The following is a 17,179-nucleotide window of genomic DNA, read 5'->3' as shown; positions in this document are numbered from 1 at the left end:
TTTACATGACGCAGCTGGCGAGGTCGCCATCAAAGGCGGCCTGGACCAGGCGTTGCATGGACCTCAAATCGAATGGCCGCGGATTGTTCTTGATGAGGCGCTCGATACCGATCGCTTGTTCCGCCGTCCAATCGAGCTTGTCGGCAGGCAGTCCCAGCTCGGCCAACGAGGGAGTGATCCCGATTGCCCCAAACAGCCGACTGACCTCGCCAATGCTCGCGTCGGCCAACTCTTCGGGCGTCCGGCCTTTTCCATCGAGGCAGAGCGCGCTGGCGATCTCGGCCATCTCGGTCGCTGCGGCTGTTCTGTTGTACTTCATGACGTATGGCAGCATGGTGGCGACACCCAATCCGTGCGGGGTGTGGGTTATCGCGCCAACCGGGTATTGCACGGCATGCGCTGCCGCCGTGCCGGCCGTTCCGAACGCGCAGCCGGCTGCAAGTGCACCCATCATGACGTCGGCCCGGGCGTCCTCGTCGGAGGGCCGGCGGTATGCCGTTTCGAGGCTTCGGCCAAGCAGCTTGATCGCCAGCAGGGCGAAGTGATCGGTCAAGGCGGTTTTGCCGATAAAGACATGTTGTTGCGGAAGGCCGGGATCGGTCCCGCGCCTGACGGCGGTGAAGGCCTCGATTGCATGCGTCAGCGCATCGGCGCCTGCGATCGCCGTCAATGCCGGCGGGCATGTCATCGTCAGTTCAGGATCGCAGATGGCCGCGGCCGCGATCAGATACGGGCTGGAGATGCCGACCTTCAGCGTACGATCCGGATCGGAGATCACGGCGACCGGGGTCACTTCAGAGCCGGTGCCGGCGGTCGTCGGCACCGCAATCAATGGCAGCGTCGGGCCGGGCACCTTGAACTCGCCGTAGTAATCCTGGAGCTGACCGCCGTGACTGATGAGCAACGCGGCGCATTTGGCCATGTCGAGACAACTGCCGCCGCCAATCCCGATCACCATGTCGGGCGCGAACTTCAGTGCTTCCTTGACGCAGACGGCAACGGTATCCCGGGGAACGTCGGGCAGCACACGGTCATGCACCAGTACGTCTATCGAGGCGGCTCGCAGCGCCGCGACGATCTCTCCGAACGGGCCGGTTGCGGCAAAACGTTCATCGGTGCAGACGAGTGCGCGACGTCCGAGTCTGGCCGCGACAACCGGAATGACGTGGCGTTGGCCCTTCCCGAAGAGGATTTCGCGCGGCAGCCTTAGGGCAGCGAAAAGGCTCATGACCTGCATCCTGTGATGATGTCTGGACTGGAATGCGAGATGGCGTTCAACTCGGCCCAAAGGCCGGGTTCGATGTAAAACCCGTCTTGCAGCGCGGTTGGGTATCGACGCGTCGAACCATCGCCCGTAACGCTGGCGGTCCGTTCAGCGGGTGAGGAAGCACGGGTTGCCAGGGCGGCACGCTGTTCCAGCAGGGCTACCGCAAGTGCCATTACTTTGTCTCGAAACAGCCTCAAATTATATCCTCTATAAAATCGTATAGGATATAGGATTGCATTGGTTGGAGCATCGTGTTAGCAACTCAATGTGTCAAGACGCAAAACATGCAGGCCATGAACTTACCCAGTCTAGACGAAGCGAACCTCGCCGGCGGGCGTATCCAGCGCTCCAGCAGCCTGGTTGAGGACGTCTACGAAGCGATTTTCGCGCAACTCATGTCGCTGAAGATTGCACCGGGTTCCCGGATCACGGTCGATAGCCTGGTCAAGGAATTCAACGTCTCCCACACGCCGATCCGCGAGGCGCTCGGCCGGCTCGAAGGCGAAGGCCTGGTGCTGAAGACGCATCTGATCGGTTACCGCGCTGCTCCGCAGATTACGAAACGACGGTTCGACGAACTCTACGAGCTTCGCCTGCTGCTCGAGCCTCATGGTGCAGCCAAGGCAGCGGTGCTCATGGACGAGGTAAAGCTCGCACAGCTTCAGAAATCGGCCGGCGTCATGGCGCACCGTGAGGGCAAGGACGAGCGCCTGCGGTATTCCAACTTCGCCCGCCAGGATGCCATTTTCCATGACAAGGTCATGGAATTCGCCAACAACGAACTCGTGCGCGAGACACTGGCGCACCAGCATACCCACTTCCACATATTTCGCCTGATGTTCCATTCGCGCGTCACCGAGGAGGCGCTTGACGAGCATGAGGCCATTCTGGCCGCTCTCGCTGCGGCCGATCCTGCCGCTGCCGAGCAGGCGATGCGTCGCCATATCGAGCATTCCCGCGACCGTTTGTTGTTAGCGTTCGACTGAGACTGTCCCGATGTTCCCGTACCCGCCCTCGACGGTCATCACGCAGGCCAGTGCCAACCAAGACTACTTCCCCGACTCACCCTTCTAGAAACTCAAACCTACCAGGCGAGTACAGGTCTCGCCCAGCCGTTGTCACAGGAAAGGAAGTACCATGCCAGGCAAAAAGATCCTGATGCTGACCGGTGAATTCACCGAGGAATACGAAATCTTCGTCTACCAGCAGGCGATGGAAGCGGTGGGCCACACTGTTCATGTCGTGTGCCCAGACAAAAGCGCCGGAGACCTGATCAAAACATCGCTGCACGATTTCGAGGGCGATCAGACCTACACCGAAAAGCTCGGCCACTATGCGCTGATCAACAAGACCTTTTCTGACGCTGAGAAGCAGCTGGAGCAATACCACGCTGTTTACTGCGCCGGCGGTCGCGGGCCCGAATACATCCGCACCGACAAGCGGGTGCAGGCGATGGTGCGCCACTTCCACGAAACCAAGAAGCCGATTTTCACGATCTGCCACGGCGTGCAGATCCTGATCGCGGTCGACGGTGTCGTGCGCGGCAAGAAGGTCGGCGCGCTGGCGGCGTGCGAGCCCGAAGTGACGCTTGCGGGCGGAACCTATATCGACCTGTCTCCAACGGAGGCATATGTGGATGGGACGATGGTTTCGGCAAAAGGCTGGACGGCGCTTGCAGCGTTCATCCGCGAATGCCTGAAGGTGCTGGGAACGGAAATCCGCCACGCTTAGGGCTTCTTCCGACGCATCTCAAAGGGGTGCGTCGGTCCCCTTCTGGAAGGGGAACTTGTCACCGCCAGTTCGGTCCGGATCATAAAACGCCTGCATCACGCTGAGTTTGCCTCCCAGGGACAGAGGTCTTTCACTATGCATTGATGCTCGTTTCATCAAATCCCGTAAGCGAGCGCATCAGTGTTTCCCTTGCTGAAGCCAGATGCGCTCGGCAGGCCACCTCAATCCGAGTGGAGTTGCGGCTCTCAAGCGCATCGATATAGGCAATGTGTTCGTGGATTGCGGCAAGGTTGCGCTGCTTTTCGTCCTGCTTGTTCCACTGATAGTGATAGTGAAAAATGAATGTGATGATGTCGTAGAAATCATCGATGAAGCGGTTCGGCGACGCCTCGTTTATGAGCCGGTGAAACCGGTTGTCCAGGCCGGAGAAATCGTGAAAACGGCCTTCAATTCGCTCAAGCAGGTCGGCATGCGCCATCTTGAGCGCGGCGAGTTTCGACCATATCGGAGAACTGTCCGGCTGCAGTGAAAACAGCTGTGCCGAACGCAGTTCGAACATTACCCGGATCTCGAAGAGCTCAAGTGCGAAGTCTTCGGTGAAACCCTTGAAAAGCCAGCCTGTATTCGGCCTTTTCTCGATCAATCCAAACCGGCTGAAGCGGATTAGGAATTCGCGAATTCCATTGGTCGCAACGCCGAATTGGCGCGCAAGCTCGAGCTCATTGATGCTGGTTCCAGGCCTGGTGTCACCCCGCAGCATCCACTCCATGAACTGCTGTTCGACGTGCTTGGCGCGAGGCGTGGTTTCGGCGTCCGGATAGTGGTCGTTGTCGCTGACCGGGCGGCCCGTCGACCTGAGGCCGTTACGCTCGGTGACAAGTTCGCGGTGAACCAGTTCCCGCAAAACCTTTCTGACGGTTGTGCGGCTGACGCACATTCGCCGTCTAAGCTCATTTTCGGAAGGAAGTTCACCGGCCAGTTGCCCGTCGCGCAGCATATTTGCAGCTCGATTGAAGGCCTTCTTGTAGACGGTGTCGGTTCTCATCGGATTTTCCCTGCAACAATACCTTGTCCTTTTTAGCATGAACTTTATCCATAAAAAACAACTTGACCCGACCCGGCTGGTTGTTTTTTATCGATAAGAAGAGGACCTGAACACGAATTGAGTTTTTGACGACGCGGCTCCGGGGCGCCGCGGCGGGGAGGGGAAATTTGCCTGAAACGGGAAACACCGGCACGACTGTCGGCGAAGCCGCGTTGCAAGCATCCAGGAAGTCAGAAGCCGTCCCCGGCCTTTCGCTTGGCCTGATGCTGCTGAGCGCTGGTCCGGTGGTCATCCTGGTGCTGCTGATCGCCGTCCTCAGCTTTCTGTCACCCTATTTCCTGACGGGACGCAATCTCAGCAACATCCTCGCCCAGACGGCCGTCATCTCGGTTGTCGCGATGGGCCAGCATCTGGTCATCCTGACGCGCGGCATCGATCTCTCCGTCGGCTCGAACCTTGCACTGGCATCCGTCGTCGGCGCGCTGAGCTTTCATGCCGGCGCGCCCGCCATCCTTGTGATCGCCGTGATGGTTGGCTGCGGTGCCGCGGTCGGCGCCGTCAACGGGCTTTTCTACGTCTTCGGCCGGCTGCCGCATCCTTTCATCATCACGCTGGCGACGTTGAGCATCGCCAAGGGGCTGGCGCTGCAACTGGCCGACGGGCGCGCCATTCCCGGCATGCCGGATTCCATCGATGCGCTTGGCCGCGACGCGGTCTGGGGTCTGCCTGGATCGGTGTTCGTCGTTGCGGGCGTTGCCGCGGTTCTTTTCATCATGGCAAAAACCATGGTCTGGGGGCGCTGGATTTATGCCGTCGGCGGCCGGCCCGACGCTGCATTGCGCATGGGTATTCCCGTGTCCTGGGTCCTGGTTTCCGTCTATGTCATCTCAGGCCTGTGCGCCGGCATCGGTTCCGTCATCCTTGCCGGCCGCACCGACGCCGGTTCGCCGCTGTTCGGCAATCTGCTGGAACTGGATACGATCGCGGCGGTGATCATTGGCGGCGCCAGTTTTCTTGGCGGTCGCGGCCACCTCGGCCATGCCTTGATCGGCGCCATCATGATCGGCGTTATCCGCAACGCGCTCAACCTGCTCAACGTCAACGTCTTCTTCCAGCTCATCGTCATCGGCGTGGTTATCGTCATAGCGGTCGAGTCCGACGTGCTGCGCAATTACCTCGAAGGGCGCGTGCGTTTCCTGCAAGCCGGGAGGCAGTCATGAGCGCCGTTGCGGCCAAAATCGATCACGCGGTCACCGCGGACAATCCCGTGCTAGCGGTACGTGGTGCTACGAAGCGTTTCGGTTCGGTTCTGGCCCTGGACGATGTCAGCATCGAGGTGCGGCGAGGCGAGATCGTCGGCCTGCTCGGCGACAATGGCGCGGGTAAGTCGACGCTGACCAAATGCATCAGCGGGGTGCACCAACTCGATGCCGGCGCGATCCTTTTGGACGGTGCGCCAACGCAGATACGCTCCCCTGCGGATGCGCGCTTCGCCGGCATCGAGACCGTCTACCAGGATCTGGCGCTGTTCGACAATCTGACGCCGGGACAGAACTTCTTTGCCGGTCGCGAGCTAGCTAGGCCGCAATGGCTTCCGCGCGGCCTACGATTTCTGCAGCAGCGCCGGATGGACGCCGAGACCCGCGCTCTGCTGGCAAACCTGAAGGTTACATTGCCGCGGCTGGATGCCGTCGTCGCCATGATGTCTGGCGGTCAAAGGCAAGCGATCGCCGTGGCCCGCTCGACCGTGTTCGCCCGCAAAGTTGTCATTCTGGATGAGCCGACCGCCGCGCTTGGCCTGCGTGAATCACGCCAGGTGCTCAATCTGGTCGCTGCGCTTCGCGACCAGGGCAATGCCGTCATCCTGATCACTCACAACATGGAACATGTCGTCGAGCTCGCCGACCGCGCGGTGGTGCTTCGCCAAGGCCGCAGGGTCGGCGAGCTGGTGCCGACCAAGGGCAACAAACAGGAACTGGTTTCCATGATCGTTGGAGCCTGACCCGTTCGAAATTTGGGGACCTTTCCGGTCCGCAAATGCCTGAAGCGTCTCCCGCCGGGAGGCGTCTCAATCCAAGGGAGGAATACAATGCCAATGAACCGAAAACTGTTCGCAGGGCTGGCGATCGCCGTTGCGTTTTCCGTACCGGCTTCGGCCGCAGACAAGATCAAGGTCGGCCTGATTACGAAATTCCCGGTGCCGTTCTACTCGACCATGGAGGACGCCGCCAAGAAATACGCGGCCGCTCATCCGGAGATCGAACTGGTCACCGGCCAGGGCCAGGCGGCTACCGACATTGAAGGCCAGATCGCTCTGATCGAATCCATGATCACGCAAGGCGTCAAGGGGCTTGCAATCACGCCGGTCGACCCGACGGTCGCGCCAGCGCTCGACAAGGCGGTGGCCGCCGGCATCAAAGTGGTTCTCGTCGACAACAGCATCCCCAACTGGAAAGGCCAGACGGCGTTGGTATCGACCAACAACCTCAATGGCGGCAAGATCGCCGGAGAGTATCTTAAGACGGTGCTCAAGAGCGGTGACAAGATCGGTATTTTGCAAGGCGTTCCCGGGGTGCCGGCTCTGGATGACCGGGTCACGGGCATGATGGAGGGACTGGGCGACGTCAAGGTCGAGGTCGTCGGCAAGGGTGCAACCAACTGCACGCTGGAACTTGGCACGTCAGTGACCGAAGACATCCTGACCGCCAATCCTGATCTCAAGGCAATCTACGCGGCCTGCGGACCGCCGATCCCTGGCGCCGTCAAGTCGATCAGCAATGCTGGCATTGCCAACGACAACCTCATAGTGGTCGGGTTTGACGCCTGCTGCGGTGAGATCGAAGCGATCAAGTCGGGGGCGGAGGACGCCAGCGTAGCTCAATTTCCCGCAAAAATGGGCGAGCTTGGCATCGACACCGTCGTCAAGGCTATCCGTGGGGAACCCGTCGAGGCCAATGTGGATACCGGCGCCGGCCTGGTGACGCTGCAGAACGTCAAGGACTTCGAGTAATCCACAAGCGGTCCGGCGGATTGCACCGCTGGACCACTTCCTGTTGCCGGACCCCAGCTTAGCTAGGGGTGAATTGCAGTCATGGACCCCACCATCAAAGTCGTGCGATGCGCCGAGCCCGGCAGACTGGTGTTTGAGGAGCAGCAGGCACCAGGGGCTCCGCCCGAAGGCTGGGCACTGGTCAATGTCGCCTTTGTCGGGATATGCGGAACCGACTACCACATCTTCGAGGGCAGGCATCCTTACCTCGCCTATCCACGCGTCATGGGCCATGAGGTTTCGGGAACAATCGCGGCAATCAACGCGCCCGTGGACCTGTCGGTCGGAGAGCAAATCCTCGTCAATCCCTATCTTGCCTGCGGAAATTGTGCCGCCTGCCGCCAGAGCAAGCCTAACTGCTGCATGTCGATTGAGGTGCTTGGCGTGCACCGTGACGGTGCCATGAGTGAGCAGATTCTCGTGCCGGCGCAGAACTTGATACCAGCGGCCGGCCTGTCACCGGTCGAGGCTGCCACGGTCGAGTTTCTGGCCATCGGTGCCCACGCGGTCCGCAGATCCATGGCGGGGCCGGGCATGCGCACCTTGGTTATCGGCGCCGGGCCGATCGGCCTCGGCACCGCGCTTTTTGCGCGCATCGCGCAACAGAACGTGACCGTCATGGACGTCGATACCGAGCGGCTGACCTTTGCCGCGAGGCAATTGGGTTGCCTGGTGATCGACGGATCGAAGGGATCGATCGCCGAAACGATAGCGGAGCGAACTGCGGGAGCAGCTTTCGACGTCGTCTTCGACGCCACGGGGAACAGCCGTTCGATGCAGTCTGCCTTTGCCTATGTTGCCCATGGCGGCGTCATGGTGATGGTCAGCGTCGTGCCGGACGACATAACCTTCTCAGATCCAGAGTTCCACAAACGGGAAATGATGCTGATCGGCAGTCGCAACGCGACGCGTAGCGATTTCCAGCACGTCATTACCTCGATCCGCGCTGGAAAAATACCAATCGACCAGCTCGTCACCCACCGCACCACCCTGCGCGACAGCCCACGCGACATCGCAATCTGGGCGCAGCAGAAGTCCGGTCTGATCAAGGCCGTTATCGACGTAGCGGGATCTGGCTGACTTCGGCAACACTATCAAGACATGTCATCGCAGCCCTGGCGCTGCATTGTAGGAGGGGGAGTTGCTCGGTGACGCAAGGCTAAGCGTCGCGCTTGACACGGTATTCGGCGTGGTTTTCCTCAGAGAACAATTGTTCCTGCCGAACTGGCTTGGCGTTTCGCTGATTACCGCGGGCGCAGTTTTCGTCGCATAAAGGTTGAAGCCGCGGAGCGACGATCTTTCCGGCAAAACGTGTTCCACGCAAATCCGCCGGGTATTCGCACCGCTTGAGTGTCCGACGTAGCTAGTCCACATCATGCGTGATGTTTGATGCGCGTCAGGAGAGTGATGTGAGAACCACACTGGCGATTGATGACGACGTCCTGGTCGCGGCCAGGGCCATGGCCCGGCAGCAGGGTCGTAGCCTCGGCGAGGTCATTAGCGATCTCGCCCGGCGCTCGCTGCGCCGGCCTCAAGCTGGCGGCGAGCGCAACGGGATTCCTCTTCTGTCGCCTCGGCCGCATGCACCTCCTGTCACGCTTGAGACGGTCAACGCCTTGCGAAACGAACTGCCTTGACCTTCCTGCTCGGTGTCAATGTGCTGATCGCACTGATCGATCCTGGTCACGTCGCCCATGGCGACGCGCATGGCTGGTTCGAAGAGACGGGCAATGCGGCATGGGCTACTTGTCCGATCACCGAAACGGCGTCCTGCGCATCGTCGGCAACCAAAGATATTCCAAATGTCCCGGCTCGCCCGCCGTCGTTGCGCAAATCGTTACTAAGTTGCGGACTCTGCACGGGCCAAGCTTCTGGCCCGACGATGTGAGCCTGGTTGGCTCCGCGGCATCGATGCTGCGAAAATCCCGACCTCGGCGCAGGTGACGGATACGTACCTTCTCGCCCTCGCCAAGGCGCGCGGCGGCCAACTTGCCAGCTTTGACCGCAAGCTGTCAGCGGCGGCCGTGAAGGGCGGCAAGTCTGCACTGCATTCTGATTCCCACAAGGTTGACCGCCGGACTCTTCGGTGCAGTCTGCCTTTCGATCTTCTTGGCTTTGAATTGAGGATTCCGGAACTTGTCGCACTCAGCGCACTCCAGGGGATCGCGAGCGGCTATCTGACCATAGTTTATGGGGCATTCATCTCTCCCCTGCGCGTTCGCGCTTGGACGCGCGGCGCTGACACTCGTCGCCGTCTCTGTTGCCGTAAGACGACAACCCGATAAAACGATCATGTCACCTATCTCTCGGCAAGGTCACCTCAGCTTCTTAACCTAGACCGCCCTCCGACCAACGTTGAAACCGCGGGAGACGGATATTCGCTGTTAGCGATTCTTGATAAGATTCCTCAGGCGCGCGGTCCATCTGGACAGTTCGACCTCGGCCGCGATTGCCCTTTCAGCTGAAACGCTTTGCGCGGAAGCTTGCAAGCATGGGATGGGGATTTCCGGAAACAATTTCTTTGGCAAGCAATTCGCCGACGATCAATCCGAGCGTGGCGCCGCTGTGGCTAAAGGCGACGTGAAGGCCGGCGACGGTCTCGACGAAGCCAAGCACTGGCTCGCCGTCACCGGGGATTGGCTTCGGGCCAACGGCATAGGTAGCGAGTTGAAGCCGCGGATTGCCGTCGAGCACGGCACTAGCCTCGTCGAGCAGTCCTTTGACCGTCTTGTCGTGCACGGCGTAGGTTCCGTCAGAGTTGACCACGACCTCTTCCTCCGACCACGCCGAATCCAAAACAAGTGCGCCATCCGGCGTCGGGCGTACCGCCACGCGCGGCGTATTCAGCACGGCACGGAGCTCGGTCTTGACCGGTTTGGTCTTCAAGAGAAGTGAAATCGGCGTGGCATCAGGGACATCGACTCCGATCTCCGCAAGCATGGCAGGCGTCGCTGGCCCAACGGCAAGGACGACTGCATCCGCCTTTACCGGCACACCGTCAGCAGTGACCACGCCACGCGCGCGACCACCGGTGGCATCTATCCGCACCCGTCCAGCGTCCTGAGCAAGCCTGCCGCCGCGGGTGCGGAATTCATTGAGCAGCAGATCGATAAGCAAGGGCAGGTCAACCCATCCTTCGCCAGGATTGAAGATGGCACCCTGCGGAGTGATTGCGTTGGCGTTGACACCGGGCGTCACTGCGCCGACTTCGGCAGGGCCGAGCAGAAGCGCGTCATACCCAATATCCTGCTCCAGCTGGCAGATGGAGGCAATCTGGTTCGTCTCATCATCCGCATCCCAGGTGAGGCCGCCGTCAAAGCGAAGCCACGACGCCGTTTCCGGCCTTGTGGCCGCCAGGGTCCGATAACGGTCGATGCCCGCAAGCCTCAAGCGGTGGTAAGCAGTGTCAGCACGTCGCGCTGAGTTCAGCCAGGAAAGTGAACGGCCGGATGCACCGTTGGCCGGTGCGCCGTCGTTGACAATGGTTACATCAACGCCAAGACGAGCGAGGTGCAGCGCGGAAGAGATGCCGACGATACCTGCGCCGATGACGACGACATGGCGCGGCTTTGGGGATGCAGTCATGGAGAAATCCTTCTTCGCGGAAGACGGGCTGGGGGTTGTTGGATGGCTGCAGAGTGCTGCGGAACTAGTAATCCGTGAGCTTCTTCATGTAGCGCCGGCCCTCGAGCATTGGCTGGCCGCGCAGACCGGCCAGCTCGTAGGCAAAACGCCATAGAGTGTCGAAGAAGACCAGGGGCACGAGATAAGGTTTGATGTGTTCGCACATACCGCTGAGGTCGAGTTCCGTTCCATCGAGCACCAGGATGTTTTCCCGGCTGCCGTGCTTGAAAAGGAAATCGCGGGCGCGTTCGGAAAGGCTCCGCGTTTCGTCCAAACCCAGCAAGACCACGAAGCAAGCGTCCCGATCCACCACCTCAAAAGGGCCGTGGAAAAACTCGTTAGCGTGTATGGCCTGCGAGTCGTACCACTGCATCTCCATCAACACGCAGATAGCGTAGGAATAGGCCGCGCCATAGCTTGCACCGCTGGCCAGTGTGTAGATCGTATTGCACGGCGCGAAACGGGGTACGAAGGCCTTAAACCGGTCGGCATAGGTCCGGTGCGCACGTTCGATCGCCGGCTGAAGATGGCTCAGGCTCATCAGCAGATCGGCGGTCAGCCCGGCATTTTCCCGAGCATCGATCAAGCCGGCGAGCAACATGTAGAGCACGCCGTAATTGCTGCGGGCTGCATCGATCGGTTTGCCCGTCGTGTAGGAGGCCTGGTACGCCACAGGGTGGTCGACGGAGCGCGCGAGGGGCGATACTTGGTCAAGCGTCATGCCGATTGTCGTTGCGCCTCGATTTCTTGCGTGATTGGCCGCTCGGACGGTCTCCTTGGTGGTTCCGGTCTGCGAGCAAAGAACAACGAGTGTGTCAGGTCCCAACCGTCGTGGGTCTCGGCAAACGAACTCATCCGCGTTGTAGATATCGCAGGCGAATGTACCGCTGCGACGATCGATGAAGTATTTGCCTGCCATCATGATCGAGAGCGAGCCGCCGCACGCCACGAGGAATAGATGCGAAAACTGCCTGCCCGCCGTAGCGGTCAGCGCGCGTTCCACGTCGGCGGGCAGGGTGGAAATCATGAGCTTCCTCTTTTCGTTGACAGAGCTTGGGCCGGCGCATAATTGACAAACGGCGGCCATTGTGTGAACGTTCTCATATCCATTAAACTGAAAGTCCTGCGATGGTCAAGATTGCCGCGATAGGCGATAACGTGGTCGATTGCTATCTCGCTCGCGGCGAGATGTATCCTGGCGGAAATTGCCTCAATCTATCGGTGTATGTGAGCCGCTTCGGCGGACAATCTGCCTATGTTGGATCAATCGGCAAAGACCGGGCCGGGGACTTGATCCACGCCGTACTCAAGTCCGAGCGCGTGGACGTCACCCGATTGCGACGCCTCGAGGGGGCGACCGCTTATTGCCTCATAGGTCACCGCAACGCCGATCGGATTTTCCTGGATTTCGATCTCGGGGTGTCGATGTTCACGCCAACGCAAGAAGATCTGGATTTTCTCTCAGGCTTTCAGGCCGTCCACATCGGCCAGTCCAGCGGGTTAGACCCGTGGGTTGCCGCGGTGTCGGGTAAGTCACTGTTGTCTTACGATTTTTCCACGCGGCGCGAACGGGAACATCGACGCGAGATCGGGCCTTATTGCTATCTGGCTTCCGTTTCGGGTGACGGCCTCTACGACAAGGAATTGACTGCAATCGCAGCCGAACTGCTTGCATATGGTTCAAAGTGGGTCCTGGTGACTCGCGGTCGAGCCGGCGCCGCACTCTACCGGGACTCGACCTCCTACAGCACGCCGGCGCGACTGGTCGAAACCGTCGACACGCTGGGCGCGGGCGACACCTTCATCGCCAGAACGTTAGTCGGCCTGCTCAGGGAAGAGGCGCCTCAAGCCATTCTCGATCATGCGGCGGAGGCAGCAGCCGCTACGTGCCAGTACTACGGGGCGATTGGCCACGCGACAGCGATCGACATAGGGACAATGACGCCAGAGATCCTCCGCGGAGCGGGGCACCTTCGAGGCGGGAAAGCCATCTAGCTGCGAAATTCCACGGAACAATTGACGCAAGAAATAGACAATGCTAGAGAAAGTGATAACGTTCTCATTCGTTCGCGGAGGCGCCCCCAAGAGCGTTTGACGGATGAGACTTCGAGTGGGACCGCAGGCCGAGTTCGGCCAATCGTAAGAGGAGAAGACATGCAAACGAATTCGAGCAGGCGCCAACTGATGAAATCCGGTCTGGCGCTGACGATCGCGCTGGTGACAGGACTTGGCGCGCTGGCCGCACCAACGCAGGCAAAAGCGGCCGACAACCCCTACAACCTGATCGACCCGACGGTGATCAGCGTCGGAACCATGGGCGATGCGAAACCCTATGTCTTCACCGACGCCAACGGCAACTTCACCGGCTTCGACGCTGAACTCTTCCGCGACGTGGCGCGCCGGCTCGGGTTCAAGGAGGAGCAGGTTGTTTTCACCGGCCAGGAATTCTCGGCGCTCCTGCCGTCTGTCGCCAACGGCCGCTTCGACGTCGCTGTCGCCGCTATTGGGACGACCGCGGAGCGCAAGAAGACCGTCGATTTTGGCGACGGCTATCTCGCCGGCTACCTGTCGATCATTTCGGCTGATCCGGCTCTGACGAGCAATGAGAGCACCGCCGGAAAGCGCATCGGCGTGATCCAGGGAACGCTCCAGGAAATCTATGCCGAGAAGAACCTGAAGGGCGACATCGTCAAATTCCCCGACAACAACACTGCGGTGGCGGCGCTGAACAACGGGACGATCGATGGCCATTTCACCGACTATGAGTCGGCCAAGCAGTATGTGGAGCGCTACAAGAACCTTAAGATAACAATGAATGTGCCGTCCTTCGACGCGCCTGCCGGGTTCGTGGTCAAGAAGGGCAACGACGCTTTCCGCGAAGCGCTCAACAAGGCACTGCGCGAGGCCATGGACGATGGCACCTGGAAACGGCTTCACGAGAAATGGTTCCCGGGTACCCCGATGCCGGATCAATATCTGCCAAAGAAGTAAATTCGCGCGTATTCGTTATCGTTTCCGGCCGGGCCCGTGAGCAACGGTGCCCGGCCGAGTTATAGATGGACTTGATATGAGCTGGTTCGACAACTTCGCCCGCAGCTTTCTTGATTTCCAGGCGATGGCAGAAGTTCTGCCGAACATGGTGATGGTCGGCCTCAAGAACACCCTGATCCTGGCCCTTGCCTCGACGTTTTTCGGGACGCTGATCGGTATCGTACTCGCCGTGATGGGGATTTCCGAGAACCAGCCGCTGAAAATCCTTGCGCGGGTCTATACCGATATCTTTCGCGGGCTCCCGGCCATTGTCACGATTTTGATCATTGGCCAGGGCTTCGCGCGGTTGGGCCGAGAGCTGTTCGGTCCATCGCCTTATCCGCTAGGCATTCTGGCACTCAGCCTGATTGCGGGCGCCTATATCGGGGAGATTTTCCGCGCCGGCATTCAAAGCGTCGAGCGTGGTCAGATCGACGCGACCCGCACTCTTGGTATGACGTATGGCCAAGGCATGCGCTTGGTGGTGATTCCGCAAGGCATCCGCCGCGTCCTGCCTGCACTGGTCAACCAGTTCATCGGCAACGTCAAAGACTCCAGCCTGGTCTATTTCCTTGGCCTGCTCGCTTCCGAACGCGAACTGTTCCGCGTCGGCCAGGACCAGGCCGTGCTGACCGGCAATCTGTCACCGCTGTTGCTGGCCGGCGTGTTCTATCTCGTGATCACGGTCCCGCTAACCCACCTCGTCAACTATATCGACGCGCGCATGCGCGTTGGCAAACGTATCACCGCCGTGCACAGCGGCCTCAAGGAAGTCGCCGAGCTTGCCGAAGCGATCGTGCCGGGCGCAGCGACGTTGCCTGTAGCAGCGCCCACACGCTTCAAGGGCGGCGGCATCGAGGTGAAGAATATCGACATGGCTTACGGCGTCGTCCAGGTGCTTCATGACGTCAGTCTGAAGGTGCAGCCCGGGACGGTCACCTGCCTCATCGGTCCGTCCGGCTCGGGCAAGTCGACCTTGCTGCGTTGCCTCAATCGCCTCGTAGAGTGTCGAGCCGGTGACATTCTGCTCGACGGCGAAAGCATCTACAAACAAACCCCTGACCAACTCCGGCGGCGCGTCGGCATGGTTTTCCAGCAGTTCAATCTGTTCCCCGACCGCAGCGCGCTCGCCAACATCACCCTGGCTCTGCGCAAGGTGAAACGCATGTCGCGCGAGGAGGCTGAGGGCGCGGCCTTGGCGAGGCTGCATGAAGTCGGACTGCTGGAGCGCAAGGATCACCGGCCAGCCAATCTCTCGGGCGGGCAACAGCAGCGGGTGGCCATCGCGCGTGCGCTCGCCCTCGAGCCCGAAATCATGCTGTTCGACGAAGTCACCAGCGCGCTCGATCCTGAATTGGTCAAGGGTGTCCTCAATTTGATGGCCGATCTCGGTCGCGGCGGGATGACGATGGTGGTCGTCACACACGAGATGAACTTTGCCCGCAAAGTCGCGAACCAGGTCGTGTTCATGGACGAGGGGCGGATCGTCGAGGCAGGACGGCCTGAGGACCTTTTCGACAATCCGCAGAGTCCACGTCTTCGGCGCTTTCTGTCAGAGGTACTGTGATTGCAATGATGTGCGCAACCGCGGGGGTTGCAGTGTTCGGCCTTGCGGGGCGGGCTTAACTGCCGCTAGGTCGCCGTCACAACGCGCGCCTTGGCGGCGGAGTTTGCCGAGTGACTGAAAGATTGTCGAAAAACGCAACCATCATAGAGGTCGCTCGCCGGGCCGGGGTGAGTTCCGCCACGGCGGGGCGTGTACTTGGTGACTACGGCTACAGCAGCCCCGAGGTCCAGGAGAAGGTGCGTGCCGCTGCAGCTGAGCTGGGCTATCGCCCCAATCGCCTGGCCAAAGGTCTGATCACCGGTAAGACGCAGACTATCGGAGTTGTGGTTGGCGACATCGAAAGCCCGTTCTACGCGAGCGTGCTTCGCGGAATAGGGGATATGGCGCGCCGTGGCGGCTTCGGGGTTATCGTTACGAATAGTGACGAAAATGCCGAGCTCGAGCGAGAGGCGGTGCAGCTGCTGCTGGAAAAGCAGGTCGACGGTTTGATTGTCTCATCGACTTTCGTGGACGAACCGGATCATCTTCGTGAGGCAGTCGCAGCCCGCTGTCCCGTCGTGCAGTTCGACCGCGTGGTTGCGGGCCTGGAAACCGATTCAGTCGTGGTCGACAATGTTTCCGTAACGCGTAGCAGCATCGCGGCGATGATCGGTGCCGGACACAGCCGCATTGGAATTCTGGCCGAGCTCGGGCCGGGCCAACGCGATGGTGTTGGCTCGTTTGTGGCAAATGCCGATCTCTCCAGCGCTGATATTCGCTATCATCATCCAAGCTGGCAAAGGCTATTAGGTTACCTCGAAGCCCATCGCGCCGCGGGCATTACGCCGGATCCGCAGTTGATCCGCCGCGTGGCGATCTATTCTAGCGAGGCGGCCCGCAAGGAGGCACTCGATCTGCTGACAATGCGCAATGCGCCGTCCGCCCTGTTTACCGCCGATGGCGTGATGTCGACAGGCGTTCTGGAGGCCACATCGGCACTGAAGCTTGTGATCCCAGGAGACCTTTCGCTGCTTTGCTTCGACGATCTCGACTGGATGCAATTCGTGGCACAGGGGATCACAGCCATCGCGCAGCCGGCGCATTTGATCGGAGCGGCCGCGGCGGAGCTTCTCTTGAGGAGGTTAGGGGAGGCCACTTTGCCTTTCGAGCACCGTGTGCTGGCGGCCCGCTTGGTGGAGCGTAACTCAATTGCGGTCCATCGCAACCGCCAGGCCGTCTGATCTCCGGCCGCGACGGTCCGGCTGGAGCTGAATTGCAGCGCCTCTACGCCGGGGTCGATGCCATCCAGGGAGATTGTACTGCCTTGTCGCCTTCGCTTACCTACAGTAACACCGGCCGGTGCGGATCGGCTCGGCTGAATGACAGCCCAGGCGGACTGCTGGGCACGACTACTACTGCTTACGATGCCCCGGCGTGAGCTGCGCAAGAAAACGGGTGAGAACATCCGGGTTCCCGTTGCGGATCTCGATGTCGTTCTTGCGCCGGATAGCGCCGCGCACAAGTCTGGCGCCGAGATAGCGGAACGGCTCTGGAGGCAATGCCAGCCGCCGGTCGATCCCGACCAGACCGCTGGCGCTCCGCCGATCCTTGCGCTCGAGCACCAGACTGGCCAGGACGCGGCGACGCGGCCGCCGATCGGCGTCTGTGCAATGCCGGTTCCGTTGAAGCCCATGCCATAGAAGATGTTGGGATGACCCCGCAGATGATCGAAGACGGGAACATGCTCGGGCACGAGCTAAGGCAATCTTAGCTATACCTCAGAGTCCTGTCGGATCCGCCAACAATTCGCAAAAGTTCGGGGTTCCAGTCGGGCGACCGCCAGAAGGGAGCGGGAATCTCGCCTACGAAGTTGGCGCATTTCGCTCG

At 60.4% G+C, this 17,179-nt stretch carries 16 protein-coding genes and 1 pseudogene; 12 read left to right on the top strand and 5 right to left on the bottom strand.

From position 1 onward, the window contains the following. Position 1 precedes the first annotated feature (1 nt). A complete protein-coding gene (locus NKH21_RS01700) occupies positions 2 to 1,228 on the bottom strand; it encodes an iron-containing alcohol dehydrogenase (RefSeq protein WP_352862864.1) in 1,227 nt (408 codons plus the stop codon). A gap of 323 nt (positions 1,229 to 1,551) precedes the next feature. Between NKH21_RS01700 and NKH21_RS01695 the strand changes: the two genes are divergently transcribed. Next, complete coding sequence (locus NKH21_RS01695) at positions 1,552 to 2,253, top strand: GntR family transcriptional regulator (RefSeq protein ID WP_352862863.1); 702 nt, start codon at positions 1,552 to 1,554, stop codon at positions 2,251 to 2,253. A 151-nt stretch (positions 2,254 to 2,404) separates the two neighbouring features. Further along, on the top strand, positions 2,405 to 2,998 hold the full coding sequence (locus tag NKH21_RS01690; RefSeq protein WP_352493019.1) for a DJ-1/PfpI family protein: 594 nt from the start codon (positions 2,405 to 2,407) through the stop codon (positions 2,996 to 2,998). Positions 2,999 to 3,131: 133 nt separating this feature from the next. Here NKH21_RS01690 and NKH21_RS01685 read toward each other — a convergent pair whose 3' ends face one another. Then, positions 3,132 to 4,043: a GntR family transcriptional regulator gene (locus tag NKH21_RS01685; RefSeq protein ID WP_352862862.1), complete on the bottom strand. Its 912-nt coding sequence runs from the start codon at positions 4,041 to 4,043 to the stop codon at positions 3,132 to 3,134. A gap of 167 nt (positions 4,044 to 4,210) precedes the next feature. On the opposite strand from NKH21_RS01685, the gene NKH21_RS01680 reads away from it, so the two are divergent. From NKH21_RS01680 to NKH21_RS01650, 6 genes and pseudogenes are all read left to right on the top strand, one after another. After that, a complete protein-coding gene (locus NKH21_RS01680; protein WP_352862861.1) occupies positions 4,211 to 5,263 on the top strand; it encodes an ABC transporter permease in 1,053 nt (350 codons plus the stop codon). Then, positions 5,260 to 6,045, top strand: a complete 786-nt coding sequence (locus tag NKH21_RS01675; RefSeq protein ID WP_352862860.1) for an ATP-binding cassette domain-containing protein — start codon at positions 5,260 to 5,262, stop codon at positions 6,043 to 6,045. The genes NKH21_RS01680 and NKH21_RS01675 overlap by 4 nt, the downstream gene beginning before the upstream one ends. A 93-nt stretch (positions 6,046 to 6,138) precedes the next feature. Further along, positions 6,139 to 7,053 carry a sugar ABC transporter substrate-binding protein gene (locus NKH21_RS01670; protein WP_352862859.1) on the top strand — a complete coding sequence of 305 codons (915 nt, stop codon included), beginning with the start codon at positions 6,139 to 6,141 and terminating at the stop codon, positions 7,051 to 7,053. Between the two features lie 93 nt (positions 7,054 to 7,146). After that, positions 7,147 to 8,172 (top strand): zinc-binding alcohol dehydrogenase family protein, encoded by a 1,026-nt coding sequence (locus NKH21_RS01665; protein WP_352862895.1) that lies wholly within the window; start codon positions 7,147 to 7,149, stop codon positions 8,170 to 8,172. A gap of 329 nt (positions 8,173 to 8,501) precedes the next feature. Then, complete coding sequence (locus NKH21_RS01655; protein WP_023718512.1) at positions 8,502 to 8,729, top strand: ribbon-helix-helix domain-containing protein; 228 nt, start codon at positions 8,502 to 8,504, stop codon at positions 8,727 to 8,729. Further along, positions 8,726 to 9,143, top strand: a pseudogene (locus NKH21_RS01650) (TA system VapC family ribonuclease toxin); the annotation flags it as partial. The gene NKH21_RS01655 and the pseudogene NKH21_RS01650, both read left to right, overlap by 4 nt. Positions 9,144 to 9,549: 406 nt before the next feature. Here the strand turns inward: NKH21_RS01650 and NKH21_RS01645 are convergent. Together NKH21_RS01645 and NKH21_RS01640 are read right to left on the bottom strand one after the other, a co-directional pair. Next, on the bottom strand, positions 9,550 to 10,677 hold the full coding sequence (locus tag NKH21_RS01645) for an NAD(P)/FAD-dependent oxidoreductase (RefSeq protein WP_352862858.1): 1,128 nt from the start codon (positions 10,675 to 10,677) through the stop codon (positions 9,550 to 9,552). A 64-nt stretch (positions 10,678 to 10,741) separates the two neighbouring features. Next, entirely contained in the window at positions 10,742 to 11,743 is a 1,002-nt protein-coding gene (locus NKH21_RS01640; RefSeq protein WP_352862857.1) for an SIS domain-containing protein, read from the bottom strand. A 101-nt stretch (positions 11,744 to 11,844) separates the two neighbouring features. Here NKH21_RS01640 and NKH21_RS01635 point away from each other — a divergent pair, with 101 nt between their 5' ends. From NKH21_RS01635 to NKH21_RS01620, 4 genes are all read left to right on the top strand, one after another. Further along, positions 11,845 to 12,711: a PfkB family carbohydrate kinase gene (locus tag NKH21_RS01635; protein WP_352862856.1), complete on the top strand. Its 867-nt coding sequence runs from the start codon at positions 11,845 to 11,847 to the stop codon at positions 12,709 to 12,711. A 159-nt stretch (positions 12,712 to 12,870) separates the two neighbouring features. Continuing rightward, the gene (locus tag NKH21_RS01630; protein ID WP_352862855.1) at positions 12,871 to 13,707 is read left to right on the top strand and encodes an ABC transporter substrate-binding protein; all 837 of its coding nucleotides are present in this window, start codon (positions 12,871 to 12,873) and stop codon (positions 13,705 to 13,707) included. Positions 13,708 to 13,783: 76 nt separating this feature from the next. Then, positions 13,784 to 15,313 carry an amino acid ABC transporter permease/ATP-binding protein gene (locus NKH21_RS01625; RefSeq protein ID WP_352862854.1) on the top strand — a complete coding sequence of 510 codons (1,530 nt, stop codon included), beginning with the start codon at positions 13,784 to 13,786 and terminating at the stop codon, positions 15,311 to 15,313. A gap of 110 nt (positions 15,314 to 15,423) precedes the next feature. Continuing rightward, positions 15,424 to 16,533, top strand: a complete 1,110-nt coding sequence (locus tag NKH21_RS01620; protein WP_352862853.1) for a LacI family DNA-binding transcriptional regulator — start codon at positions 15,424 to 15,426, stop codon at positions 16,531 to 16,533. A 171-nt stretch (positions 16,534 to 16,704) separates the two neighbouring features. Here NKH21_RS01620 and NKH21_RS01615 read toward each other — a convergent pair whose 3' ends face one another. Further along, a complete protein-coding gene (locus NKH21_RS01615) occupies positions 16,705 to 16,914 on the bottom strand; it encodes a hypothetical protein (RefSeq protein WP_352862852.1) in 210 nt (69 codons plus the stop codon). Between the last annotated feature and the right edge of the window lie 265 nt (positions 16,915 to 17,179).

The sequence above is a fragment of the Mesorhizobium sp. M1329 genome, assembly GCF_040318035.1.
Taxonomy (GTDB): Bacteria; Pseudomonadota; Alphaproteobacteria; order Rhizobiales; family Rhizobiaceae; genus Mesorhizobium.
Note: the sequence above shows the minus strand (reverse complement) of the source record. Positions and strands in the feature narration are given on the sequence as shown.